Origin of the sequence: Achromobacter sp. NFACC18-2 (genome assembly GCF_900108985.1) — a bacterium.
GTDB lineage: Bacteria > Pseudomonadota > Gammaproteobacteria > Burkholderiales > Burkholderiaceae_B > Achromobacter.
This window is the reverse complement of the sequence record NZ_FNYM01000016.1, coordinates 65,251-89,413: the sequence shown is the minus strand read 5'-3', so window position 1 is coordinate 89,413 and position 24,163 is coordinate 65,251. Positions and strand designations below refer to the sequence as shown.

Annotated in this window: 21 protein-coding genes; 15 read left to right on the top strand and 6 right to left on the bottom strand. The window is 67.5% G+C overall.

The window, feature by feature from the left end; translation table 11 throughout:
* Positions 1-31: 31 nt before the first annotated feature.
* Both BMW75_RS22335 and BMW75_RS22330 read right to left on the bottom strand, forming a co-directional pair.
* On the bottom strand, positions 32-1,603 hold the full coding sequence (locus BMW75_RS22335) for an ABC transporter substrate-binding protein (protein ID WP_092581923.1): 1,572 nt from the start codon (positions 1,601-1,603) through the stop codon (positions 32-34).
* 183 nt (positions 1,604-1,786) lie between these two features.
* Positions 1,787-2,284, bottom strand: a complete 498-nt coding sequence (locus BMW75_RS22330) for a MarR family winged helix-turn-helix transcriptional regulator (RefSeq protein WP_076519025.1) — start codon at positions 2,282-2,284, stop codon at positions 1,787-1,789.
* A gap of 367 nt (positions 2,285-2,651) precedes the next feature.
* Between BMW75_RS22330 and BMW75_RS22325 the strand changes: the two genes are divergently transcribed.
* The 14 genes from BMW75_RS22325 (at position 2,652) to BMW75_RS22260 (ending at position 20,031) form a co-directional block, all read left to right on the top strand.
* A complete protein-coding gene (locus BMW75_RS22325; RefSeq protein ID WP_076519024.1) occupies positions 2,652-4,898 on the top strand; it encodes an indolepyruvate ferredoxin oxidoreductase subunit alpha in 2,247 nt (748 codons plus the stop codon).
* 12 nt (positions 4,899-4,910) lie between these two features.
* Positions 4,911-6,455 carry an indolepyruvate oxidoreductase subunit beta family protein gene (locus BMW75_RS22320; RefSeq protein ID WP_092581922.1) on the top strand — a complete coding sequence of 515 codons (1,545 nt, stop codon included), beginning with the start codon at positions 4,911-4,913 and terminating at the stop codon, positions 6,453-6,455.
* A 27-nt stretch (positions 6,456-6,482) separates the two neighbouring features.
* Positions 6,483-7,460, top strand: a complete 978-nt coding sequence (locus BMW75_RS22315; protein WP_092581921.1) for a PDR/VanB family oxidoreductase — start codon at positions 6,483-6,485, stop codon at positions 7,458-7,460.
* Positions 7,461-7,481: 21 nt separating this feature from the next.
* Positions 7,482-8,801, top strand: coding sequence for an aromatic ring-hydroxylating dioxygenase subunit alpha (locus BMW75_RS22310; protein WP_092581920.1), 1,320 nt, complete (start codon positions 7,482-7,484; stop codon positions 8,799-8,801).
* A complete protein-coding gene (locus BMW75_RS22305; protein WP_092581919.1) occupies positions 8,798-9,289 on the top strand; it encodes an aromatic-ring-hydroxylating dioxygenase subunit beta in 492 nt (163 codons plus the stop codon). The genes BMW75_RS22310 and BMW75_RS22305 overlap by 4 nt, the downstream gene beginning before the upstream one ends.
* A 9-nt stretch (positions 9,290-9,298) precedes the next feature.
* Positions 9,299-10,939, top strand: coding sequence for an AMP-binding protein (locus tag BMW75_RS22300; RefSeq protein WP_092581918.1), 1,641 nt, complete (start codon positions 9,299-9,301; stop codon positions 10,937-10,939).
* Complete coding sequence (locus BMW75_RS22295) at positions 10,936-12,105, top strand: thiolase family protein (protein ID WP_092581917.1); 1,170 nt, start codon at positions 10,936-10,938, stop codon at positions 12,103-12,105. The genes BMW75_RS22300 and BMW75_RS22295 overlap by 4 nt, the downstream gene beginning before the upstream one ends.
* Positions 12,102-13,352, top strand: coding sequence for an SDR family NAD(P)-dependent oxidoreductase (locus BMW75_RS22290; RefSeq protein ID WP_092581916.1), 1,251 nt, complete (start codon positions 12,102-12,104; stop codon positions 13,350-13,352). Before BMW75_RS22295 ends, BMW75_RS22290 begins: the two co-directional genes overlap by 4 nt.
* 51 nt (positions 13,353-13,403) lie before the next feature.
* Positions 13,404-14,189: a cyclase family protein gene (locus BMW75_RS22285; protein WP_056568924.1), complete on the top strand. Its 786-nt coding sequence runs from the start codon at positions 13,404-13,406 to the stop codon at positions 14,187-14,189.
* Positions 14,190-14,226: 37 nt separating this feature from the next.
* On the top strand, positions 14,227-14,955 hold the full coding sequence (locus BMW75_RS22280) for an SDR family NAD(P)-dependent oxidoreductase (protein WP_092581915.1): 729 nt from the start codon (positions 14,227-14,229) through the stop codon (positions 14,953-14,955).
* A 168-nt stretch (positions 14,956-15,123) separates the two neighbouring features.
* A complete protein-coding gene (locus BMW75_RS22275) occupies positions 15,124-16,275 on the top strand; it encodes an ABC transporter substrate-binding protein (RefSeq protein ID WP_092581914.1) in 1,152 nt (383 codons plus the stop codon).
* Positions 16,276-16,463: 188 nt separating this feature from the next.
* On the top strand, positions 16,464-17,504 hold the full coding sequence (locus tag BMW75_RS22270) for a branched-chain amino acid ABC transporter permease (RefSeq protein ID WP_092581913.1): 1,041 nt from the start codon (positions 16,464-16,466) through the stop codon (positions 17,502-17,504).
* Positions 17,501-19,294 (top strand): branched-chain amino acid ABC transporter ATP-binding protein/permease, encoded by a 1,794-nt coding sequence (locus BMW75_RS22265; RefSeq protein ID WP_092581912.1) that lies wholly within the window; start codon positions 17,501-17,503, stop codon positions 19,292-19,294. The genes BMW75_RS22270 and BMW75_RS22265 overlap by 4 nt, the downstream gene beginning before the upstream one ends.
* Complete coding sequence (locus BMW75_RS22260) at positions 19,294-20,031, top strand: ABC transporter ATP-binding protein (protein WP_092581911.1); 738 nt, start codon at positions 19,294-19,296, stop codon at positions 20,029-20,031. The genes BMW75_RS22265 and BMW75_RS22260 overlap by 1 nt, the downstream gene beginning before the upstream one ends.
* A 58-nt stretch (positions 20,032-20,089) precedes the next feature.
* Here the strand turns inward: BMW75_RS22260 and BMW75_RS22255 are convergent, their stop codons facing one another.
* Positions 20,090-21,025 carry a glycosyltransferase family 2 protein gene (locus tag BMW75_RS22255; RefSeq protein ID WP_092581910.1) on the bottom strand — a complete coding sequence of 312 codons (936 nt, stop codon included), beginning with the start codon at positions 21,023-21,025 and terminating at the stop codon, positions 20,090-20,092.
* Positions 21,026-21,247: 222 nt separating this feature from the next.
* On the opposite strand from BMW75_RS22255, the gene BMW75_RS22250 reads away from it, so the two are divergent.
* Positions 21,248-22,213, top strand: coding sequence for a LysR family transcriptional regulator (locus tag BMW75_RS22250; RefSeq protein ID WP_092581909.1), 966 nt, complete (start codon positions 21,248-21,250; stop codon positions 22,211-22,213).
* 97 nt (positions 22,214-22,310) lie between these two features.
* Here the strand turns inward: BMW75_RS22250 and BMW75_RS29890 are convergent, their stop codons facing one another.
* From BMW75_RS29890 to BMW75_RS22235, 3 genes are all read right to left on the bottom strand, one after another.
* Positions 22,311-22,439 carry a hypothetical protein gene (locus BMW75_RS29890; protein WP_006226408.1) on the bottom strand — a complete coding sequence of 43 codons (129 nt, stop codon included), beginning with the start codon at positions 22,437-22,439 and terminating at the stop codon, positions 22,311-22,313.
* Positions 22,440-22,571: 132 nt separating this feature from the next.
* Entirely contained in the window at positions 22,572-23,501 is a 930-nt protein-coding gene (locus BMW75_RS22240; protein WP_092581908.1) for a sugar kinase, read from the bottom strand.
* The gene (locus BMW75_RS22235; protein WP_076519008.1) at positions 23,494-24,144 is read right to left on the bottom strand and encodes a bifunctional 4-hydroxy-2-oxoglutarate aldolase/2-dehydro-3-deoxy-phosphogluconate aldolase; all 651 of its coding nucleotides are present in this window, start codon (positions 24,142-24,144) and stop codon (positions 23,494-23,496) included. Before BMW75_RS22235 ends, BMW75_RS22240 begins: the two co-directional genes overlap by 8 nt.
* Between the last annotated feature and the right edge of the window lie 19 nt (positions 24,145-24,163).

The window sequence follows — 24,163 nt, the reverse complement described above, 5'->3', positions numbered from 1 at the left end:
CGGGCAGGTCCCGCCGTCTGGTTAGCCTGGATCAGTCGATCTTGACCCAATCGGCAACGAGGCGATTGTCGGCGCGGTGGACGACCGTGACGTTCTTGCGCATCGCCCAGGGGATGACCTGGTCATGCAGCGGGATATGCCCGAAGTCCTTGGCGTGCCCTTCCAGCACCGTGACGATATCGGCGTCGCGCTTCTTCGGATCGGTCTCGGTCTTGATCCGGTCGATGATGACGTCCAGTTCCTTGTTGCTGTAGTTGCCCAGGTTGTACATGCCGTCCGCGCCCTCGCCCTTGGTGCGGATCAGGTTCTGCAGCGTGTACATGGCGTCGAAGGTGGGCACGCCCCAGCCGAACAGGTAGGCGCTGGTGTCGAACGACTGCACCTTCGGGAAGTAGGTGGCGCGCGGCATGGCGTTCATGGTCGCCTTCACGCCGACCTTGGCCCACATGCCCACCACGGCCTGACAGATGGCTTCGTCGTTGATGTAGCGGTTGTTCGGGCAGTCCAGCGTGAAGTTCAGCGTGCCGTCGTAGCCGGCTTCCTTGAGCAGCGCGCGGGCCTTTTCGGGGTCGTACGGCACGCGCTTGTGCAGGGATTCCGTCCAGCCATGCACCTGCGGCGCGATCATCGTGCCGGTGGGCGCGGACAGGCCGCGCATCACGGCGCGCTTGATGGCGTCCACGTCGATGGCGCGGTACAGCGCCTCGCGCACGCGGATGTCCTGGAACGGGTTCTTGCCCTTGATGTTCGAGTACTGCAGCTCGGGACGCTTCTGGTCCAGGCCCAGGTAGATGGTGCGGTATTCGTTGCCCTCGACCACCTTCTGCGACTGGCGCAGGCGGTCCAGGTCCTGCGCGGCGGGGTCGAGCACGAAGTCGATCTCGCCCGACAGCAGCGCGGCGGTGCGCGTGGCGTTCTGCTTGATCGGCGTGAACACGACTTCGGTCACGTTGCCGACCTTGCCGGCCTTGTTCCACCAGTCCTTGTTTTCCTCGAAGACCGTGCGCACGTCGACTTCGCGGCTCTTGAGCTTGTAGGGACCGGTGCCGTTGGTGTTGCGCGCGCCGAAGGTGTCTTCCTTGTTGACGAAGTCCTGCGGCTTGGCGATGTTGTTCTTCTCGGACCAGGCCTTGTTCATGATGAACACGTTGGTCAACTGGCGCAGCAGCACGGGGTTGGGCGCCGAGGTTTCGATCTCGACGGTCAGGTCATCGACCTTGCGCGCTTCCTTGATGCCCGTGGTGTAGGCCTTGTAGTTCGATGTCGGCGCCATGGCGCGATGGATCGAGAACACCACGTCGTCCGCGGTGAACGCGGCGCCGTCATGGAATTTCACGTTGGGCCGCAGCTTGAAGCGGTACAGCGTGGGCGACACCTGTTCCCATTCGGTGGCCAGGCGCGGGGAAAGCTTGAAAGACTTGTCGTAGTCGACCAGGGGCTCGTAGATGTAGCTGTTGGCGGCGATCGTCATGCCTTCGTTCTGCGAGTGCGGGTCGAAGGTGAGGATGTCGCCTTGAGCGGCCCAGCGGAAGGTCTTGGCTTGCCCGATCGAGGGCACTGCCACGGCGGCGGCGATCGCGATAGCAATCAGAGTGCGGCGCATAAGTATCAACTCCTGACAGTAGTCTGAATACCGGCGCGAGTGTGCCTACCCGCGAGAACCGCGTCAATTCAGGGTTTATGCGTACCGGAGGGGGTTTTCACAGAGGAAACGCAATCAGGGACATATAAGCTTGTAACAAAACAATTGAACCGAACAATGTTCGATTGTCCGCAAGCATCGGCCCTAGTCGTCGGCGTCCAGCGGAAGCTCCAGGGGGACGTGCTCGGTCATCAGCACATCCAGCATTTCGATCAGAAGCGCGGCCTTCTCTTCGCCGAAGGGCGCCAGCACGGCCTTCTGGTGCTGCAACGCCTGCTCGCACAGGCCACCGATGAGGTTCGAGCCCTTGGCCGTGATGCACACCCGCGTCTGGCGCCGGTCGGCGCGCACGCCGGTGCGGGCCACCAGCCCGTCGGCCTCCATGCGCTGCACCACCTTGCTCAGCGTGGGCTGCTTGGTGATGGCCAGCACCGCCAGGCTGCCGATGGTTTCGCCCGCGCTGCCCTGAAGGCTGGCCAGCACCCGCCATTCGGTCACCGACAAGCCGGCGGCCTTTACCTGCTGGTGGAATTCCGCCGAGATGCGCTGGCTGGCCTGCGCCAGCAGATAGGCCAGGTAGCCGTCGACGAACCGGGGGCCCGCGACGGCCGCGCGCGCGCCGCGTGGCTTATCTGGCCGCATGTTGCTTTGCTCCCACGCACTGGTTTCCAAGGCCCGCCCCTTTGCCGAAAAGCGCATTGCACCACGACGGCGCAGCCACGCGCCATGATGTACCGCAATGCTGTTGCGCAGCACAGGGTATACCCCGAATCGCAACCCGTTTTTGCACCATATCAGCGCCCCGCCTCGACCAAAAACCTAGAGAACAACCAGTATATACACCCTTGTTTTAGCGTGATATTTTTTAATTTCCATGAAATTTCATCTTTTTTATTGACAGCTAAAACGTTGACTCCTAAAGTATTTTTCAAGCGATGTTTTCGTGGCAATGTGATGCTGCGGGGCAGCACGGATTAGGGACCCGGCAGGGTCCGCGAAAGGGATCCAGATGGCAGAAAGGTCTTTCAAGAAAGAAGTCCAGCAACTGCGTATCGGCGCGGGCGAGGAATTCCGCGGCGAAGGGATTCTTGCGGTCACGAAGGCGCTGCTGCAATCGGGCGTGGGCTACGTCGCCGGGTATCAGGGATCGCCGATCTCGCACCTGATGGACGTGCTGGCCGACGCCAACGACATCCTGCAGGAACTGGGCGTGCACTTCGAGGCCAGCGCCTCGGAAGCCACCGCCGCCGCCACGCTGGCCGCTTCGGTCATGTACCCCATCCGCGGCGCCGTCACCTGGAAGTCCACCGTGGGCACCAACGTCGCGTCCGACGCGCTGGCCAACCTGGCCTCGGGCGGCGTCACGGGCGGCGCGCTGGTCATCGTGGGCGAAGACTACGGCGAAGGCTCGTCCATCATGCAGGAACGCTCGCACGCGTTCGCTATGAAGTCGCAGATCTGGCTGCTGGACCCGCGTCCCAATCTGGAAAGCATGGTCAAGGCGGTGGAAGACGGCTTCTCGCTGTCGGAAGCCAGCAAGACGCCCGTGATGCTGCAATTGCGCATCCGCGGCTGCCATGTGCACGGGCGCTTCATCGCCAAGGAAAACAAGCGGCCCGCCTTCTCGCTGGCCGAGGCGCTGGAAAGCCCGGCGCGCGACACTAGCCGCATCGTGCTGCCGCCCGCGTCGTTCCTGCACGAACAGGAAAAGATCAAGGAGCGCTGGCCCGCCGCCATCCGCTACATCAAGGAACACCAGCTCAACGAGCACTTCGACGGCGACCAGGACGACATCGGCCTGATCCTGCAGGGCGGCCTGTACAACGGCGTCATCCGCGCGCTGCAGCTTCTGGGCCTGGCCGACAACTTCGGCAACAGCCGCATCCCGCTCTACGTCATGAACGTGACCTACCCCGTCATCGAGGACGAGGTCATCGATTTCTGCCGCGGCAAGCGCGCGGTGCTGTTGCTGGAAGAAGGCCAGCCCGACTACATCGAGCAGAACCTGCATGCGGTGCTGCGCCGCGCGGGCGTGGGCACGCGCCTGTCCGGCAAGGACGTGCTGCCGATGGCCGGCGAATACACCACCCAAGTCATGCGCGACGGCCTGCGCGAATTCCTCAAGCGCAACCGGCCCGAATCGTTGCAGACGCATCCGGCCGTGGCGGCGGACGCGCAGGCGCAGGCAACGGGCCAAACACAGGACGACGCGCGCCAGCTCACCATTACGGAAGTGTCGCGCCCCAAGCCTGCGCGCCCCGCCGAACAGCCGATCACCTTCCACAAGCACGTCGAGAACCTGGCCGCCGTGGTGCCGCCGCGTCCCGCGGGCTTCTGTACGGGCTGTCCGGAACGGCCCATCTTTTCCGCGCTGACGCTGGCGCAGGAAACGCTGGGCCAGCATCACATTTCCTGCGACATCGGCTGCCACCTGTTCTCCATCCTGCCGCCCTTCAACCTGGGCGCCACCACGATGGGCTACGGACTGGGCGCGTCCAGCGCGGCGGCCTTCAACGTGCCCGCCGCCAAGCGGCCCATCTCCATCATGGGCGACGGCGGCTTCTGGCATAACGGGCTGGCGTCCGGCATCGGCAACGCGGTCTTCAACAAGTACGACGGCGTCATCGTCATCGTCGACAACTTCTACGCCTCGGCCACCGGCGGACAGGACATCCTGTCCTCGCGCGCCGACAATCCCGACCGCTCGACCAACAACCCCATCGACGCCGCCGTGCGCGGCGTGGGCGTGAAGTGGGTGCGCACGCTGGACCGGACCTACGACGTGGCCAAGGTGCGCGCCACCCTTGAAGAGGCACTGACCACGGACATCAAGGGCCCCAAGGTCATCATCGCGCAGTCCGAATGCATGCTGAACAAGCAGCGGCGCGTGAAGCCGCTCTTCAACAAGGCGGTCAAGGAAGGCAAGCGCGTGGTGAAGGAACGCTTCGGCGTGGACCCCGACGTCTGCACCGGCGACCACGCCTGTATCCGGCTGTCCGGCTGCCCGTCGCTGACGGTGAAGGACAGCGGCGATCCGCTCAAGGAAGACCCCGTCGCGCACGTGGAAAGCAGCTGCGTGGGCTGTGGCAATTGCGGTGAGGTCGCCCATGCCGCCGTGCTGTGCCCGTCGTTCTACCGCGCCGACATCATCCACAACCCGACCGGCGCCGACCGTTTCCTGGCGCGCATGCGCGGCGCGGTGATCGGTTTTCTGCAGCGCCGCCGCGCGGCGCGCCTGGCCCAGAACGCCCTTTAAGGAACCAGCCCCATGAACGCGGCGGTGATGCAGCAAGGCAACCCCATCAAGATCGCCATCCTGGCCATGGGCGGCCAGGGCGGCGGCGTGCTGGCCGACTGGATCGTCGACATGGCCGAGCATGCCGGCTGGTGGGCGCAGACCACCTCGGTGCCGGGCGTGGCCCAGCGCACGGGCGCGACGATCTACTACCTGGAATTGCTGCCGGAGGCCGATGTCCAGCGAGCCGGCCGCCAGCCCGCGCTGGCCCTGATGCCCACCCCGGGCGACGTGGACCTGGTGGTCGCCGCCGAACTGATGGAAGGCGGCCGCGCCATCCAGCGCGGCCTGGTGACGCCCGAACGCACGGTGCTGATCACGTCCTCGCACCGCAGCTACGCGGTCAGCGAAAAATCCGCGCCCGGCAACGGCATCGCCGATCCGAACAAGGTGCTGGAGGCCGGGCGCGCCGCGGCCCGGCGCTTCCTCTGTTTCGACCTGCAGGACCTGGCCGATCGCGCCGGCAGCGTGATCAGCGCCAGCCTGTTCGGCGCGGTGGCCGGCAGCGGCGCCCTGCCCTTCGCCCGCGAGGACTTCGAGGCCACCGTGCGCCGCGCCGGCCTGGGCGTGGAGGCAAGCCTGCGCGCCTTTGCGCTGGGATTCGAGTCGGCCGACAAGGCGCCGGGGCAGCCCGCCGCCATCGATCTGGCCCGGCCCGTGCCGTCCGTGCCCGAACGCGCGGCCAGCCCCCGCGCGCAGGCCTTGCTGGACGCGATACGCCGCGACTTCCCCGCCTGTGCGCAGCCCATGCTGACCGCGGGCGTGCGCCGCCAGATCGAGTTCCAGGACCTGGCCTACGCCGAGGACTACCTGCGCCGCATGAAGGCGATCCGCGACCTGGACGCCCAGCACGGCGGCGACGCCCGGCAATGGGCGCTGACCTGTGCGGCGGCGCGCTACGTGGCCACGGCCATGGCCTATGACGACGTGATCCGCGTGGCCGACCTGAAGACGCGCGGCACGCGCTTTGACCGCGTACGCACGGAAGTGGGCGCGCGCCCCGGCCAGCTCGTCGACACGACCGAGTTCATGCACCCCCGACTGGAAGAAATCTGCGGCACCCTGCCCACGCGGCTGGGCCGCTGGCTCGAAGGATCCAAGGCGTTCGGCGGCTTCGTGGAGCGCCGCCTCGGCAAGGGCCGCCGCCTGCGCAGCGGCACCCTGGGCGGATTCCTGATGCTGTACGCGCTCGCGGGCATGCGCCGCTTCCGGCGCAGCACGCTGCGCCACCAGATCGAGACCGAATCCCAGGAAACCTGGCTGGCGGTGGTCGCCCGGCTGGCACCGCGCGACTACGCGCTGGCGGTCGAGACCGTCAACTGCCGCCGCCTGGTCAAGGGCTATAGCGATACCCATGCGCGCGGCGGCGGCAAGTACCGCCAGCTCATTGCCGCGGCAGACCAGCTTGCCGGCCGTCCCGACGCCGCCGAGGCATTGCGCGCGCTGCGCGACACCGCGCTCGCCAACGTGAAATGCGAGCCGATGGAACGCCAGATCGCGGAAAAACTGGCCGCCTGAGGCCGACACCAGAAAGAGACAGACATCGTGCAGACACTCAAACTGATCGTCCGGGAAGTCCGGCAGGAATCACCGTTGATCCGCTCGTTCCGGCTGGCGCGCGAAGACGGCGGCGCGCTGCCCGCCTTCGGCCCCGGCGCGCACCTGAAGGTGACGGTCCCGGGTCTACGCGACCCGCGCTGCTATTCCCTGGTGCAGCTCGCCCCCGAAGCGGGACGCTTCGCCGAGCCCGCCGAATACCGCCTGGGCGTGCGGCTGGAAGAGACCAGCCAGGGCGGATCGCGCCACATGCACGCGCTGGCCGAGGGCGACACGCTGAGCGTCGAAGGCCCCAAGAACGATTTCCCGCTGCATGAATCGCCCGCGGGCGACGAGCCCGTCGTGCTGATCGCGGGCGGCATCGGCATCACGCCCATCGCGTCCATGGCCGCCGCGCTCAAGGCCGCCGGCCGCGCCTTCCACCTGCATTACTGCGGCCGCAGCAAGGACCAGCTTGCGTTCCTGCCCGAACTGCAGGCGCTGGCGGGCGGCGACCTGACGCTGCACGCCGACGACGATCCGTCCAGCCGCTTCGACCTGCAGGCGCTGCTGGAATCGGTCACGCCGCGCCAGCATCTGTACGTCTGCGGACCGAAGGGCCTGATCGACGCCGTCATCCAGGGCGCGCACGCGCGCCACTGGCCCGACGCCCACATCCATTTCGAACTCTTCGCGACGGCGGCGCCGCAAGCCGGCGACCAGCCCTTCGAGGTCGAACTGCGCCAGTCCGGCCGCACGCTGACGATTCCCGCCGACAAGACCATCGTCGAGGTCATGGAAGAAGAAGGCTGCGACCCGATGTTCGACTGCAAGCGCGGCGAATGCGGCGTCTGCCAGGCCACCGTGCTGGAAGGCGAACCCGACCACCGGGACTACTACCTTTCCGACACCGAAAAGGCCAGCGGCAAGATCATCCAGATCTGCATCTCGCGCGCCAAGTCCGCGCGCCTGGTGCTGGATCTGTAGGCCCCCGACAAGGAAGCGACCATGGCCAAGTACCGCGACAATCCCGACGCCATACGCGCCCTGTTGCGCGACACCGAGGTCCACAAGGATCTCTTCATCGACCAGGAGCTGTTCGACCTGGAAATGGAGCGCCTGTACGCCAACACCTGGGTCTACGTCGGCCACGACAGCCAGGTGCCCAATCCGGGCGACTACATCACCACCACCGTGGGCAACCAGCCCGTGGTGATGGTGCGCCACAGCGACAAGAGCGTGCGCGTGCTGCACAACCGCTGCCCGCACAAGGGCACGATGGTGGCGGGGGACGCCTGCGGCAACACCGGCAAGTTCTTCCGCTGCCCCTACCACGCCTGGACCTTCAAGACCGACGGCAGCCTGCTGTCGATTCCCCTGAAGAAGGGCTACGAGAACACCGGCCTGGAAAACTGCGAAGCCAGCCAGGGCATGGCCGCTGTCAAGGACGTGCGCAACCATCGCGGCTTCGTGTTCTGCCGCTTGAATCCCGAAGGCCAGTCGTTCGAGGAATTCTTCGGCGACTCGCTGTCCACGCTGGACAACATGGTCGACCGTTCGCCGGAAGGCCGCCTCGAAGTCGCCGGCGGCGTGCTGCGCTACATGCACCGCTGCAACTGGAAGATGCTGGTCGACAACCAGACCGACACCTGCCATCCGATGGTTGCCCATGAATCCTCCGCGGGCACGGCGGTCAAGGTCTGGGAGCAGGCGCCCGAAGGCACGCCCAAGCCCATGGCGGTGGAGCTCTTTGCGCCGTTCATCTCGCCCTACGAGTTCTTCGAGAACATGGGCATCCGTGTCTGGGAGAACGGACACGGCCACACCGGCGTGTCGGACTCGATCCACGCCTCGTACTCGGGGATTCCCGGCTATTGGGACGCGATGGTGCAGGCCTACGGCGAAGCGCGGGCCAAGGAGATCCTGGGCGACGTGCGCCACAACACGGTCTACTTCCCCAACATCATGGTCAAAGGCCCGATCCAGACGCTGCGGATCTTCAAGCCCATCGCCGCCGACCGCACGCTGGTGGAGTCCTGGACCTTCCGCCTCGTCGGCGCGCCGGACCTGCTGCTGGAACGCACGCTCATGTACAACCGGCTCATCAACGCGCCCACGTCGGTGGTGGGCCACGACGACCTGGAAATGTACGAACGCGCGCAGGACGGGCTGCATTCGCGCGCGCGCGACTGGGTGAACGTGGGGCGGCTCTTCACGCCCGGCGAGGAAGGCCAGAAGAACGTCGTCACCAATGGCACCAACGAATGGCAGATGCGCAACCAGTACCGCGCATGGGGCCGCTACATGACCGGACCGGAGTCGGTATGAGCGCAAGCGACCGCGAGTTGATCGATTTTGTCTATGCCGAGGCGCGCATGCTGGACGAGCTGCGCTTCGAGGACTGGCTGGACCTGTACACCGACGACGGCTACTACTGGATGCCGCTGGCCCACGGCCAGACCGACCCGAAGCTGCATGCCTCGCTGATGTACGAGGACAAACTGCTGCTGCGCGTGCGCGTGGAGCGGCTGGCGGGCCAGCGCACGTTCTCGCAGCAGCCCAAGAGCCGCTGCCATCATCTGCTGCAGGCGCCCACCGTCGAACACGGCCATCCCGAATCCGCGCCCGCGCAAGGGCGCCACGTGGTGCGCACCGCCTTCCATTACGTAGAGACCCGGCTGGACGCGCAGACCCTGTACGCGGGGTGGGCGACGCATCACCTGGTAGAGCAGGACGGCGCGCTGCGCATCCGCTTGAAGCGCGTGGACCTCGTCAACTGCGACGCGGCCTTCGGCAACATCCAATTGTTCATGTAGGAGCGGAGCGTGAACGCCACCGTCCACCAGGCTTTTGCCGACACCGCCGCCCGCCATGGCGGCCAGCCGTTCCTGTGCATCCTGCCGGAAACGGCCGCCGCCTATGGCATCGAGGCGGGCGAACTGACGTACGGCAAGGCCGCCGACGCCATCGAGACCCTGCGCGCCGCCTATGCCGCGGCCGGCTACGGCCACGGGCACCGCGCCGGCCTGCTGCTGGAAAACCGTCCCGCCTTTTTCCTGCACTGGTTCGCGCTGAACGCGCTGGGCGTGTCGGTGGTGCCGATCAACCCGGACCTGCGCGCCGCCGAACTCGAATACCTGGCCGGCCACTCCGAGATCGCGCTGGCGGTGGCGCTGCCCGGCCGCCACGCGGACCTGCTGGCCGCGGCAGGCCGGGCGGGCCGCGAGCTGCGCGTCATGGGGCCGGACGACGCGCCGCCCGCCGCGCCCTTCCCGCCGCCCCGCCCAGGCGCAGCGCCGGACGAACTGACTGAATGCGCCCTGCTCTATACGTCCGGCACAACCGGCCGCCCGAAGGGCTGCATCCTGCCTAACCGCTATTTCCTGCATGCGGGCGGCTGGTACGCGCGCATCGGCGGGCTGGCCGCGCTGCGGCCCGGGCAGGAACGCATGCTGACGCCGCTGCCGCTGGTGCACATGAACGCCATGGCGTATTCGGCGATGGCAATGGTGCTGACGGGCGGCTGCCTGATCCCGCTGGACCGCTTCCATCCCCGTTCCTGGTGGGACAGCGTGCGCGAATCGCGCGCCACCGTGCTGCACTACCTGGGCGTCATGCCCGCCATCCTGATGAAGGCCGAGCCGTCCGACCGCGACCGGCAGCCCGCCATCCGCTTCGGCTTCGGCGCGGGCGTGGACCGCAAGCTGCATGCGCCCTTCGAGGCGCGCTTCGGCTTTCCGCTGCTGGAGGCCTGGGCCATGACCGAGACCGGCGCGGGCGCCGTCATCATCGCCAACCAGGAGCCGCGCCACGTCGGCACCAGCAGCTTCGGCAGCGAGGAAGACGACGTGGAAGTGCGCATCGTGACCGACGCGGGCGAGCCCGCGGCCATCGGCGAACCCGGCGAGCTGCTGGTGCGCCACGCCGGCGACGATCCGCGCTACGGCTTTTTCGCCGGCTATCTGAAGGACGAGGCGGCCACCAACGAGGCCTGGGAAGGCGGCTGGTTCCACACCGGCGACATCGTGCGCCGCGAGGCCGACGGCGCCCTGCGTTTCGTGGACCGCAAGAAAAACGTCATCCGCCGCAGCGGCGAGAACATCTCCGCGGTGGAAGTGGAAAGCGTGCTGATGCAGCACCCGCTGGTCAAGGCGGTGGCGGTGGCCGCCGTGCCGGACCCGGTGCGCGGCGACGAGGTGCTGGCCTGCGTGGTGCCCGAGACCGCGCCCGCCGACGCGGCCGCGATGGCCGAGGCCGCGCGCGCCATCGTGGCATGGAGCCTGGAGCAACTGGCCTATTACAAGGCGCCCGGCTATGTCGCGTTCGTGGACAGCCTGCCGCTGACCACCACCAACAAGATCCAGCGTGGCGAGATGAAGGCGCTGGCGCCCACCCTGCCGGGCACGGCCCGCTGCGTGGACACCTGCCACATGAAGAAGCGCCCGGCCGAGGGGACCCACCGATGAGCCGCCTGGGCTACAACGGCGTCGTGGCGGCCCTGCCCGTCACGATTCCGTACGAACGCTACTCCACGCATGCCGCGCACTGGTGGCTGGGCCGCGCGCTGGGCGCGCTGATCCGGCAATCCGGCCTGGCCAAGACCGACGTCGACGGCCTGTGCGTGTCCAGCTTCACGCTCGCGCCCGACACCGCGGTCGGCCTGGTCCAGCACCTGGGGATGACGCCGCGCTGGCTCGACCACATTCCGATGGGCGGCGCGAGCGGCGTGGCCGCGTTGCGCCGCGCGGCGCGCGCCGTGCAGGCGGGCGACGCCGAGGTCGTGGCCTGCCTGGCCGGCGACACCAACCACGTGGACTCGTTCCGCAACACGGTCAGCCAGTTTTCGCGCTTTGCGCAGGACGCCGTCTACCCCTATGGCGCGGGCGGCCCGAACGCCAGCTTCGCGCTGCTGACGGCCAACTACATGCGCCAGACCGGCGCCACCCGCGAGGATTTCGGCAAGCTTTGCGTGGCGCAGCGCGACAACGCCCTGCGCTATCCGCACGCCCTCATGAAGAAGCCGCTGACGCTGGCGCAGTATCTGGACGCGCGCGTCATCACCGAGCCGATCCACCTGTTCGACTGCGTCATGCCCTGCGCCGGCGCCGACGCCTTCCTGGTCATGAGCGAGGACCGCGCACGGGCGCTGAAGCTGCCTTACGCGCGCATCCTGTCCACCATCGAACGCCACAACGCCTGGATCGACGACCCGATCCAGACCCGAGGCGGCTGGACCCTGGACGTGGACGAACTGTACGGACAGGCTGGGGCCGCCCCCGCCGACATGGATTTCCTGCAGGCCTACGACGACTACCCGGTCATCAACCTGATGCAGATCGAAGACCTGGGCTTCTGCGACAAGGGCGCGGCCCCGCAGTTCGTGCGGGACAACTCCTTCACCGTGGACGGCAGCTTCCCGTTCAACACCAACGGCGGCCAGTTGTCGGTGGGCCAGGCGGGCGCGGCCGGGGGGTATCTCGGCCTGGTCGAGGCGCTGCGCCAGTTGACCGGCACCGCGGGCGGCACCCAGGTGGCCGATGCGCGCCTGGGGCTGGTGAGCGGCTTCGGCATGATCAATTACGACCGCGGGCTGTGCACGGCCGCGGCCATTCTGGCAAGGAGCGACGCATGACCGAGCCGCTGGCCAAGCCGCCCCGCAAGAATCCCGTCGCGCGGACCCGGCAGCCCACGCTGCCGCCCGGCTCGCGCAGCCGCAGCGCGCTGGGCCTGACCGCCGCCGCCGCCGAAGGGCGCTTCGATCTGCAGACCTGCGCCGACTGCGGCACGGTGCAGTATCCGCCGCGCGAGGTCTGCGGCCACTGCCTGTCCGACAAGCTGCCCTGGCGGCCCGCCGACCCGAACGGCGCGCTGCTGGTCAGCACGACCCTGCATCACAGCAACGACCTGTACTTCCGCGAACGCCTGCCCTGGCGCGTGGGCACGGTGCGGATGGACGCCGGTCCGTCCGTCGTGGCGCACGTCCACCAGGACTGCATCGACGGCGGCCGCGTGCGCCTGGCCCTGAAGCTGGACCGCAGCGGCCAGGCCGTGATGATCGCCCTGCCCGAAAGGAATACCCCAAACATGGAAGACGACAAGACGCTGCGCGAAACCTCGTGCGACCCGAAATTCCGCCGCGCGCTGGTCACCGACGGCAAATCGGCCGTCGGCCAGGCGGTGGCGCGCGCGCTGCTGGACGCGGGCAGCCCGCTGGTCTTCCTGGGCGATCCGCAGGCCTGGAAGCGCGATGCCGCCTTCGACGCGCTGGCGGCCGATCCGCGCGTGCAGGTCGTGACGCTGGACGTGACCGATACCGATTCCGTCGAACGCGTGGCCGCCTCGATTGGCGGCAAGGTCGAGATCCTGGTGAACACGGCGGACCTGGAGCGCGAAGGCGGCCTGTTGAACCGCAAGGACGTGAACACCGCGCGCGACGCCATGGACGTGAACGTACTGGGCCTGATGCGGCTGGCGCAAAGCTTCGGCCCCGCGCTGTGCGGCCGGGCGGCAGATGGCGTGAACAGCGCCGCGGCGTGGGTCAACGTGCTGTCGATCTACGCGCACATGAACCTGCCGTCCCGCGGCATGTGGTCGGCATCCAAGGCCGCGGCACTCTCCCTGGCGCAATGCCTGCGCGCGGAGATGCGTGCGGCAGGGGTGCGGGTCGTGAACGTGTTCCCCGGCCCGGTCGACCACGAATGGGAGCAGCGCACGCCGCCGCCGCGCGTGGCGCCGGCCGCGATCGCGGCGGCCATCGTACGGGCGCTGAAGGACGGCACCGAGGACGTGTATGTCGGCGACGTGGCGCAGGAATTCCGCGCAAGACTGGCCGAGAACCCGAAGGGACTGGAAAGAGAGCTGGGCGCGGGCGGTGTCTGACCCCCAGCCAACCCGGTGTCAGACACCTAAGAACCAACAGGAGAGCGCATCGTGAGTCAACCCATTCTTGCCCAATTCATGACCGAACTGGTCTCCGGACGCATCCGCCTGGTGGACCTGACCGAAACCCTGACGCCGGAGTTTCCGACGATCGTGCTGCCGCCGGAATTCGGCCAGGCCTGGCCGTTCCGCATCGAGGAAATCTCGCGCTACGACGAGCGCGGGCCGGCCTGGTACTGGAACAACTTTTCGTGCTCGGAACACACCGGCACGCACTTCGACGCGCCCGCGCACTGGGTGACGGGCAAGGACCAGCCCGACAACACGGTGGACACGATCCCCATCGACGCCTTTATTGCCAGCGCCTGCGTGATCGACTGTTCGGCGGAAGCGGCCGGCAATCCGGACTTTCTGCTGACCATCGACTTCGTCAAGAAATGGGAAGAACAGCACGGGCGCATTCCCGCGCGGTCGTGGGTGCTGATGCGTACCGACTGGTCCAAGCGCGCCAAGCCCGCCGAATACCTGAACATGCAGGCCGACGGCGCGCATTCGCCGGGCCCGGACGCCGAGGTCGTGCCCTGGCTCATCAAGGAGCGCGACGTGCATGGCTTTGGCACCGAGTCGGTGGGCACCGACGCCGGCCAGGCCCAGCACCTGGATCCGCCCTACCCCTGCCACTACTACATGCACGGCAACAACCGCTACGGCCTGCAGTGCCTGACCAACCTGGACCAGCTGCCGGCCACGGGCGCGGTGATCTTCTCGGCGCCGCTCAAGATACGCAGCGGCTCGGGCAGTCCGCTGCGCGTGCTGGCGCTGGCGCCCACGGCCTGATCCGTTTCGGCCCAGACCAATAAATCAAGGGGAAAACATGACGCAAACCCATGTGGCCATCGTGACCGGCGGCAGCGCCGGCATCGGGGCGGAGATCTGCCGCAGCATGCTGGACGCGGGCTACGAGGTGATCTCGATGGCGCGCCGGGCGGCGGACTTCACGCATCCGCGCCTGCACAACATGCAGGTGGACCTGCTGGACGCGGCGGCCACCGCGCAGGCCAGCGCCGAGGTGGCGGCGAAATTCCCCGTCAGCCACGTTATCCACAACGCAGGCGTGATCTGGCCCAATCTGCTGCCGCAGGTCACGCAGGAGGAACTGCACGGCCTCACACAGATCCACCTGGGCGCGGCCATCAGCCTGGTGCAGGCGGCCCTGCCGGGCATGCAGGAACGCAAGTTCGGCCGCATCGTCATGATGTCGTCGCGCGGCGCGCTGGGGCTGCCCACGCGCACCGCCTATTCCGCCACCAAGGCCGGCATGGTGGGCATGGCCCGCACCTGGTCGCTGGAACTGGCGCCGTACGGCATCACGGTCAACGTCGTGGCGCCAGGCCCCATCCAGACCGACATGTTCTACGAGGTGATCGAGGCCGGCAGCGAGCGCGAAAGGAAGCTGGCCGAAGGCATCCCGGTCAAGCGCCTGGGCCGTTCGGACGACGTGGCGCGCGCCGTCATGTTCTTCGCCGATCCCGCCAACAGCTTCGTCACCGGCCAGACGCTGTTCGTCTGCGGCGGCGCCAGCGTCAGCGCCATCACCATCTGATCGCCCGTCGCGCTTCGGGTTTTGACGGATAGGTAAGCACGGGGACCCGGGTCTACAGTGCTGATCCTTGATGGTAAGAAATTTTAAGCAACAAGTATTCCCGCAGTTCCCGCTCTTCTCCGCTTTCCAGCCGCACTCCCACTCTGCTCCCTATCCGGAGGTTTTGCCATGCTGTCGAAGAAACTCCCCCTGGCCGCTGCCGCCGCCGTCGCCGCCCTGTTCGCCCTGCCCGCCCTGGCCCAGGTCAAGGTCGGCGTGGTCACCTCGTCCACCGGTCCCACCGCGCTGGTCGGGATTCCGCAGAAGAACACGGTGCCGCTGCTGCCCAAGAAGATCGGCGACCTGACCGTGGAATACATCTCGCTGGATGACGCCAGCGATTCCACCAACTCGGTCACGGCCTTCAAGAAGCTGATCTCGGAGCAGAACGTGGACGCGCTGATCGGCCCGTCGGGCTCGCCCAACGCCATGGGCGTGATCCAGTTCGCGGCCGAGGCCGGCGTGCCGATGCTGGCGCCGGTGGGCACCGCCGCGGTGGTGCTGCCGATGAACGACCAGAAGAAGTGGGTGTTCAAGACGACGCAGAACGACGACATCATTGCGCGCGCGCTGGTGGACCACATGGCCAAGACCGGCATCAAGACGGTCGGCTTCATCGGCCTGAACGATCCCTATGGCGAGAACTGGTACAAGGTCTTCTCCGCCATGGCCACCGAAAAGGGCATCAAGGTCACCGCCAACGAGCGCTATCTGCGCTTTGACAGCTCGGTCACGGGCCAGGCGCTGAAGATCCTGGCCGCCAAGCCGGACGCCGTGCTGGTGGCCGCCCCCGGCGCCGCCAGCGTGCTGCCGCAGGCGACGCTGTTCGATCAGGGCTACAAGGGCAAGTTCTACCAGACGCACGGCGCCGCGCTGCCCGACTTCCTGAAGCTGGGCGGCAAGAAGGTGGAAGGCACGGTGCTGGCCGCCAGCCTGATGCTGGTGCTGCCCGAAATGCCGGACAGCAACCCGTCCAAGAAGGTCGCCACTGACTACATCGCCGCCTACGAAAAGCTCAACGGCTCCAAGCCCGCCACCTTTGGCGCCAACGTCTACGACGCCGGCCTGCTGCTGGAAAAGGCCGTGCCGCTGGCGGAAAAGGCCGGCAAGCCGGGCACCAAGGAGTTCCGCAGCGCGCTGCGCGATGCGCTGGAACAGACCAAGGAGCTGGTCGGCACGCAAGGCGTCTACAACATGAGCGCCGCCGACCACAGCGGCTTTGACGAACGCGGCCGCGAGCTCATCACCGTCAAGGACGGCAACTGGACGCTGGTTAAGTAAAAGGAACTGGACGCTGGTTAAGTAAAAGGGTTTCCACCCACGCTCAGATGCGCTGCGGGGCGTCGCCAGGAAGCAGTCTCTGCGCGTCCCATCGGGATGCCGCGGATCCGGCTCCGCCGGTCCGCAGGCATGCCCCTGGGGGGAGCGCGCAGCGCTTCGGGGGGGAAATCCGTTTTCCGGAATTTCGCATGAATGCACAGATTGCCTTGATACTCGGGCAGGACGGCATCACCAACGGCGCCATCTACGCGCTCCTGGCGTTGTCCATCCTGCTGGTCTTTACCGTCACCCGCGTGCTGTTCATCCCGCAGGGCGAGTTCGTCGCCTTCGGCGCGCTCACCATGGCGGCCATGCAGGCCGGCAAGCCCGTGCTGCTGGTGTGGCTGCTGGCGGCCTTCGCGCTGGCCGAGGTCCTCGCCGACCTCATGGCGCGCCGCAAGCGCCCCGGCCGCGGCCGCGCGCACTGGCGCATGGCGGCCAAGGTGGTCTACCCGCTGGCGCTGGCGCTGCTGCTGTACCGGTTGCCGCTGGCGCAATTGCCGATGGCGGTGCAGGCGCTGCTGACGCTGCTGCTGCTGGTGCCGATGGGACCGCAGCTCTATCGCCTGTTCTACCAGCCGATCGCGTCAGCCTCGACGCTGGTGCTGCTGATCGTGTCCATCGCGGTCCACCTGGCGCTGGTCGGCCTGGGACTGCTGGCGTTCGGCGCGGAAGGCGCGCGCACCGCGCCGTTCAGCGACGCCAGCCTGGCGCTGGGTCCCGTCAATGTGAACAGCCAGGCGCTGTGGGTGGTGGCGGTGTCGGTGGTGCTTATCGTCGTGCTGTACCAGTTCTTTGAACGCTCGATGTACGGCAAGGCGCTGCGGGCCGCGGCGTTCAACCGGATCGGCGCGCGGCTGATGGGCATTTCGCCCGTCTTCGCGGGCAAGGCCACGTTCTTCCTGGCCGCGCTGATCGGCACCGTCTCGGGCATCCTCATCGCGCCCATCACCACCATGTATTTCGATTCGGGCTTCATGGTGAGCCTGAAGGGCTTCGTGGGCGCGATCATCGGCGGCCTGGTGAGCTATCCGCTGGCCGCGGCGGGCGCCGTGCTGGTCGGCCTGATCGAGGCGTTCTCGTCGTTCTGGGCCAGCGCCTACAAAGAAATCATCGTGTTCACGCTGATCATCCCCGTGCTGCTCTGGCGTTCACTCAAAAGCCATCACGTCGAGGAAGAAGACGAATGACCCCGCGCCACATCCTCCTCGCCTTCCTGGCCCTGCTGGCGCTAGGCCCCCTGGTGCTGCCGCCGTTCTACGTCACGCTGCTGAACTACATCGGCCTGTACGCCCTGGTGGCGCTGGGCCTGGTGCTGCTGACCGGCGTCGGCGGCCTCACCAGCTTCGGCCAGGCCGCCTTCGTGGGCGTGGGCGCCTACACCACGGCGCTGCTCACCACCCGCGCCGACACCTTGCCGTCCTGGCTTGCCTGGCTGGGCGCGTCGCCCTGGCTCACGCTGCTGGCCGGGCTGGCCCTGACGCTGGCGCTGGCCTACCTGCTGGGCGCCATCACGCTGAAGCTGTCGGGCCACTTCCTGCCGCTGGGCACCATCGCCTGGGGCCTGTCGCTGTATTTCGTCTTCGGGTCCGTCGAGGGCCTGGGCGGGCACACCGGCATCCCGGACATCCCGGCCATCAATCTGTTCGGCTGGCCGCTCACGCAGGGCGGCAGCATCTACTACCTGATCTGGGCCTTTCTGCTGGTCGCGGTGTGGTCCACGCAAAATCTGCTGGATTCGCGCGAGGGCCGCGCGATCCGGGCGCTCAAGGGCGGACGCGTGATGGCCGAATCGATGGGCGTGGACACGGCGCGCTCGCGCATGGTGATCTTCGTCATCGCGGCGCTGCAGGCCTGCGCCTCGGGCTGGCTCTACGCGCACATGCAGCGCTTCGTGAATCCCAACCCCTTCGGCCTGCAGATGGGCATCGAATACCTGTTCATGACCGTCATCGGCGGCGCCGGACAGGTCTGGGGCGCGCTGGTCGGCGCGGGCGTCTTCACGGTGCTCAAGCAATGGCTGCAGGACCTCTTGCCCAAGGTGCTGGGCCAGTCGGGCAACTTCGAGGTGATCGTCTTCGGCTTCGGCATGGTGCTGCTGCTGCACCGCGCGCGCAGCGGCCTGTGGCCGGTGCTGACGCGCTGGGTGCCGGTCAAGCGGCAGCCGCGCCGTGTCGACATGACGGCCGAACCGCTGCCCCGGCGCGCCATGCCGCCGCGCGGCGACGTGGTGCTCAAGGCCGTTGACGTGACACGCAAGTTCGGCGGCCTGGTGGCGAACAACGCCATGAACCTGGAGATCCGGGCCGGCGAGGTGCTGGCGCTGATCGGTCCCAACGGCGCGGGCAAGAGCACGATGTTCAACCAGATCTCGGGCGTGGACACGCCGACCTCGGGCCAGGTCACGCTGCTGGGCCAGCCCGTGGCCGGCGTGGGCGCGCGCAAGATCGCGCGGCTGGGCCTGTCGCGCACCTTCCAGCACGTGCGCCTGCTGGGCCGGATGAGCGTGCTGGAGAACGTCGCCATCGGCGCGCACCTGCGCGGCCATCGCGGCGTGCTGCCCGCGGCGTGGCGGCTGGACCGGCCGGAAGAGGCGCGCCTGCTGGCCGAGGCCGCGCGCCAGGTCGAGCGCGTGGGCCTGGGCAAGCATCTGCACGACGAGGCCGGCTCGCTGGCCCTGGGACAGCAGCGCATCCTGGAGATTGCGCGCGCCCTGGCCTCGGATCCCTGCATCCTGCTGCTGGACGAACCGGCCGCGGGCCTGCGCTACCAGGAAAAGTGCGAACTGGCGGACCTGCTGAAGCGGCTGCGCGCCGAAGGCATGGCCATCCTGCTGGTCGAACACGACATGGACTTCGTGATGGGGCTGGTGGATCGCGTGGTGGTCATGGACTTCGGCGAGAAGATCGCCGAAGGCCTGCCGGCCGAGATCCAGCAGAATCCCGCGGTGCTTGAGGCCTATCTGGGCGGAGTGGAATGATGAGCGCGAAACTGCTGGAAGTGCGCGACCTGCGCGTGGCCTACGACAAGGTGGAAGCCATCTCGGGCGTCGGTCTGGACGTCGGCGAAGGCCAGATCGTCACCGTGATCGGCCCGAACGGCGCAGGCAAGACCACGCTGTTGTCCGCCATCATGGGAGTGCTGCCGTCGCAAGGCCGGATCGTCTTCGGCGGCAAGGAGCAGGAACACGCCGAGATCGAGGAAATGGTGGCCGCCGGCATGAACCTGGTGCCTGAAAAGCGCGAACTCTTCGCCGAAATGACGGTGGAAGACAACCTCATGCTGGGCGCCTTCGACCGCTATCGCCGTGGCGTGCGAGACCAGGACCAGACCCTGGCCGAGGTCTATGGACTGTTCCCCCGCCTGCAGGAGCGGCGCGACCAGCTTGCCGGCACGCTCTCCGGCGGTGAGCGCCAGATGCTGGCCGTGGGCCGCGCATTGATGGCCAAGCCGCGCCTGCTGATGCTGGACGAGCCGAGCCTGGGCCTGGCGCCGCGCATCGTGCGCGAGGTGTTTCGCATCGTGGCGCGGTTGCGGGAGATGGGCGTTTCCATCCTGCTCATCGAGCAGAACGCGCGCGCGGCGCTGCAGGTGGCCGACTACGCCTACGTGCTGGAGACCGGCACGGTCACGCTGGAAGGGCCTGCGGCCGAAGTGGCGCAGGACCCGCGCGTGGTGGAGGTATACCTGGGGCTGGGGCATGGCGCGCCCGCCTGATGCGGCCGGCCAGTAGCGCCGGCCTGCCGCGGCCTGCCTGACGCGCGCGGCGGTGCGGCTAGGCCACGCCGCGGCGGCGGTCGCGGCGGTACAGCGCATAGCCCAGCGGATACATCACCCCCACGAGAAACGCCGCGAGGGGGTTGTTGAGCCGGTAGGCCTGCACGGCCGTCGGCACGCCCGAGTGCTTCAGGTGCAGGCGAAAGCGCGTGTAGCGCGCCGCCGCCATCATGAATTCGCGCGGCCGGTAGCGGAAGAATTCCAGGTGGTGCTGCAGCATGTCCCAGGCCAGCAGGTACAGGCCCTGGGCATTGTTGGACACGGATACCGCGCCCCGGCTCAGGCCGCCGGGCGTGTCGTGGTAGGTGCGAACGACGCGGTTGATGAAGCGGCTCAGGTAGCCGGCACGCGCCACCGCCCACCAGACCAGGCTTTCCGGCACGAAACCCGCGACGTCCTCGGGAAAGGGGTACTTCCTGAGGATGTCGGTGCGCATACAGCCGAATTTCTCGCCCTTGATGCGATAGCGGAAATAAACGTCGACCGCCGTGCTGTCGAAGACGTCCTGCGGGTAGCGGTCGCCCACGATGGAGCCGTCGGGACGCGCGCACAGGCCGGTGATGGCGAAATAGGATTCGCGACGGGCGGGCGGGATGGCGTTCCAGGCCTCGTGAAAAATGGCCAGCGCGTCGGCCGGCATTTCGTCATCGCTGTCCAGGCCGACCATCATCTGGCCGCGCGCCTCGCGCACGCCCCGGTTGAAGGCCGTCTTCTTGTGCTGATTGTTCTGCCAGACGTAGCGGATCGGAAAATCGGCCAGCGACTGCCAGTGCAGGATGGACTCGTGCGTGTTGTCGGTGGAGCCGTCGTCCACCACCACCCATTCGAAATTGCGGAAGCTCTGCCGGCAGAGCGATTCATAGACGCGGTGCAGAGTGCCTGCCCGGTTGTAGGTTGGCGTCAGAACGGTGAAAAAAATCGGTGTGTCGGTCATGCCTGCTGAGCCCCTTGCGATCTTCAGGAAACCGCTGCGGTCTTGGTTCTTATGTTGTCGCCTGCAGTGTAGGGGATATGCCTGGGCGAACCGATGCCACGGCATTTGAATTTGCAATCAAATCTGACAATCCGTGCGGCTTTTTCGATGCCCCGCGCGCCGCGGGTCATTGGGCCGTGCGCCGTCCTGGCGTAAACTCGGGCGGCCCAATTCGGAACGCCTATGGAAGCCTCGCCCGTCCAGCTCAATGACATCGCCCTGTTCGTGGAGGTTGCCAAGCGCAAAAGCTTCAGCCAGGCGGCGCGCGCGCTGGACATGCCGACCTCGACGCTATCGCGCCGGATCAACGAGCTCGAGCGCGCGATCGGGCTGCGCCTCATCAACCGCAACACGCGCCGGCTCGATCTCACGGAGGCGGGCGCGGCCTACATGCGCCGCTGCCAGGGCCTCATCGACGAAGCCCGCCTGGCGCACGAGCAGCTCCTGTCGTTGTCGGGCGGCCCGTCGGGCAACCTGCGGGTGTCCATGCCGTTCAGCCTGGCGATCTGGCTGCTGCCCGAAACCATCAACGAATTCCTCGAACAGTATCCCGACGTGGAATGCGAATTCGACCTGAGCATGATGACCGCCTCGGATGCGCAGGGCACGCCGTTCGACGTGGTGCTGCGCTTCGGCCGGGAGGCCGATTATCCGGTCGCGTCGACCGACACCGGCAGCGGCAGCGGCACGCCGCTGCGCGCCATCGAAGGCGCGGTGGTCCAGGAACTGGTGGTGCTGGAAACCCACCTGTACGCATCCGACCGCTATCTGGAACGCCACGGCGAACCGCAGACGGCCGCCGACCTGTCGCAGCATCAGTGCCTGCGCACGACCATCGACGAGGCGCACTCCTACTGGACGCTGCAAAACGGCGTCATCTCGCAGCGGGTGCCCGTCAAGGGCCATCTGGCCGCCAACAACATGAGCATCGCGGGCACGCTGGCCGGCCTGGACCTGGCCATCACCCGCATGCCGCATTGCCAGGCGCTGGAACCCATCATCCAGCGCAATTCGCTCCGGCGCGTGCTGCCGGGCTGGTCGGTGGACCCGATCTCGATCTACGTGGTGTACCCGTCCAGCATCCAGCCGGCCAAGACGCGCGCCTTCATGGATTTCATCCGGCCCAAGCTCGGTCCGCCGCAAGGCTAAGGCGCCCCCGCACAGGCAAAAAAAAAACCGCAAGGCTCGCGCCCTGCGGTTTTTTTTCGGCCAGCCGGCCCAAGGACCCGCCAGCCAGACACGTCGATTAGACGCGCTTGATCTTTTCCAGCATCTTGAACACACCCTTGGGCGACTTGACGAACAAGCGCTTGAAGGCCTTGCCCAGGCAACGGCGTTCCAGGGTGTTACGACGCACGCGTTTGCGTTCAGCCATGTTGATTTCTCCTGTTGAATTCGCGGAAATTGGCCCGCACAACCGGAAAATGGGCTGGCGGAAAAAAATTCGGATAACTTGGCATTTTAGCCTGAAATCTGAAAAGCACGCCAACGGCCCAATTCCAGAGGCTCAGCCGCCTGTTTTGAGGCGTTCCCACACCTGTTCGGCGCGCGGCAGGGGGTCGACCGCGCCATAGCCCAGCGTGGACAACGCCGCCGCCGTATTGGCATAGCGCACGGCCTCTTCCCAGGAATCCCCCTGGCACCGGCGCGCCAGCAGGCTGCCGGCAAAGCAGTCGCCCGCCCCTGTCGCGTCGACGGCCTGCACGCGCAGGGCCGGCATGGGCGTGCGCGTACGCCCGTCGTCGATGATGGAGCCGTCCTTGCCCAGCTTCAGCACCACCACGCCCGGCGCGCCGCCGTCGCGGATCCAGTCCAGCGTGCGCTCGGGGTCGTCGTTGCCCGTCAGGTGCTGCATGTCGTCCATGCTGGGCAGGAAGAGATCCGCCGCGCGCATCGCCTCGCGCAGGATGGCGCGGGCGCGGTCCACCGGCCACAGGCGCAGCCGCAGGTTCGAATCCAGGCTGACCTGGACGCCGGCGCCCTGCGCGCGCGCGATGGCGGCGAAGACCGTATCGCAGGCGCTGGTGCTGATGGCCATGCTGATGCCGGAAACGTGCAGGAAGCGGGCGCGTTCGATCAGCCCGCCTTCCAGGCTGGCCGGCGTCATCCGGCTGGCCGCGGAATCGCGCCGCAGATAGCTGAAGGCATGGCCGTCCGGCCCGTGCTGCACGAAGTACAGCCCGGTGTGCGCGTCGTCGTCCACCTGCACGCCGGACGTGTCGACGTTCTCGGTGCGCCACAGGTCCAGGAACTGCTGGCCGAAGGCGTCATTGCCGACCCGGGTCAGGTACGCGCAGCGCGCGCCCTGGCGGGCCGCCGCGATGGCGGCATTGGAGGTGTCGCCTCCGAAGCCTTGCAGGTACTGGCGCTGGCCCTTGTGGGTCTGGTTCAGCTCGACCAGCGGCTCGCCCAGCGCAACGATGTCGAAGTCAGCCATGGGCGGCCTCGCGGGTCCGGGTGATCTGGGCCACCAGCGCGGCGGTGTCGCGCGCGGCGAACGCGGCCTTGTCGTAGAGATTGCTGCCAATGCCGACCAGGCCGGCGCCGGCCGCGAAGTACGTGCCCATGTTTTCCTGCGTGATGCCGCCCGTGGGGCAGAAGATCGTGTCCGGGAAGACCGACTTCAGCGCGGCCAGGTGCCGGGGACCGCCGGTGTCCGCGGGGAAGACCTTCACCACGTCCACGCCCGCCCGGCGCGCGGCCAGCACTTCCGTGGGCGTGAAGGCGCCCAGCAGGCACAGGGCATCGGCGGCGTGCGCCATGTCCACGATTTCGGTCGATAGCGCGGGCGACACCAGGAAGTCCGCGCCCGCCACCAGCGCTTCGCGCGCCTGGGCCTCGTCCAGCACGGTGCCCACGCCCAGCAGTAGCGCCGCGCCGTGCTTGTCGCGCAGCGCGCGCACGAGGTCCGTCACCCCCGGAATGGTCCAGGTGAGCTCGAGCGTGGTGCAGCCCGCCGCGACCGCGACTTCGGCCGCATACGCCGCGGTTGCGGCGTCGGTATAGCGCAGCACGGGCACGACCCGGGCGGCGAGCAGGGCGGCAAGCTTGGAGGCGATGGGAGCAGCAGTTGCGGTCATGGTTTTCCTCTGGGGCTGA

Bases quoted from the DNA above. Each gene is read 5' to 3' on its own strand.
- BMW75_RS22265 (WP_092581912.1), top strand. From the start codon at position 17,501: ATGACCCCGCGCCACATCCTCCTCGCCTTCCTGGCCCTGCTGGCGCTA.
- BMW75_RS22255 (WP_092581910.1), bottom strand. From the start codon at position 21,025: ATGACCGACACACCGATTTTTTTCACCGTTCTGACGCCAACCTACAAC.
- BMW75_RS22330 (WP_076519025.1), bottom strand. From the start codon at position 2,284: ATGCGGCCAGATAAGCCACGCGGCGCGCGCGCGGCCGTCGCGGGCCCC.
- BMW75_RS22310 (WP_092581920.1), top strand. From the start codon at position 7,482: ATGGCCAAGTACCGCGACAATCCCGACGCCATACGCGCCCTGTTGCGC.
- BMW75_RS22270 (WP_092581913.1), top strand. From the start codon at position 16,464: ATGAATGCACAGATTGCCTTGATACTCGGGCAGGACGGCATCACCAAC.
- BMW75_RS22295 (WP_092581917.1), top strand. From the start codon at position 10,936: ATGAGCCGCCTGGGCTACAACGGCGTCGTGGCGGCCCTGCCCGTCACG.
- BMW75_RS22250 (WP_092581909.1), top strand. From the start codon at position 21,248: ATGGAAGCCTCGCCCGTCCAGCTCAATGACATCGCCCTGTTCGTGGAG.
- BMW75_RS22280 (WP_092581915.1), top strand. From the start codon at position 14,227: ATGACGCAAACCCATGTGGCCATCGTGACCGGCGGCAGCGCCGGCATC.
- BMW75_RS22325 (WP_076519024.1), top strand. From the start codon at position 2,652: ATGGCAGAAAGGTCTTTCAAGAAAGAAGTCCAGCAACTGCGTATCGGC.
- BMW75_RS22275 (WP_092581914.1), top strand. From the start codon at position 15,124: ATGCTGTCGAAGAAACTCCCCCTGGCCGCTGCCGCCGCCGTCGCCGCC.
- BMW75_RS22240 (WP_092581908.1), bottom strand. From the start codon at position 23,501: ATGGCTGACTTCGACATCGTTGCGCTGGGCGAGCCGCTGGTCGAGCTG.
- BMW75_RS22260 (WP_092581911.1), top strand. From the start codon at position 19,294: ATGAGCGCGAAACTGCTGGAAGTGCGCGACCTGCGCGTGGCCTACGAC.
- BMW75_RS22305 (WP_092581919.1), top strand. From the start codon at position 8,798: ATGAGCGCAAGCGACCGCGAGTTGATCGATTTTGTCTATGCCGAGGCG.
- BMW75_RS22320 (WP_092581922.1), top strand. From the start codon at position 4,911: ATGAACGCGGCGGTGATGCAGCAAGGCAACCCCATCAAGATCGCCATC.
- BMW75_RS22290 (WP_092581916.1), top strand. From the start codon at position 12,102: ATGACCGAGCCGCTGGCCAAGCCGCCCCGCAAGAATCCCGTCGCGCGG.
- BMW75_RS22235 (WP_076519008.1), bottom strand. From the start codon at position 24,144: ATGACCGCAACTGCTGCTCCCATCGCCTCCAAGCTTGCCGCCCTGCTC.
- BMW75_RS29890 (WP_006226408.1), bottom strand. From the start codon at position 22,439: ATGGCTGAACGCAAACGCGTGCGTCGTAACACCCTGGAACGCCGTTGC.
- BMW75_RS22335 (WP_092581923.1), bottom strand. From the start codon at position 1,603: ATGCGCCGCACTCTGATTGCTATCGCGATCGCCGCCGCCGTGGCAGTG.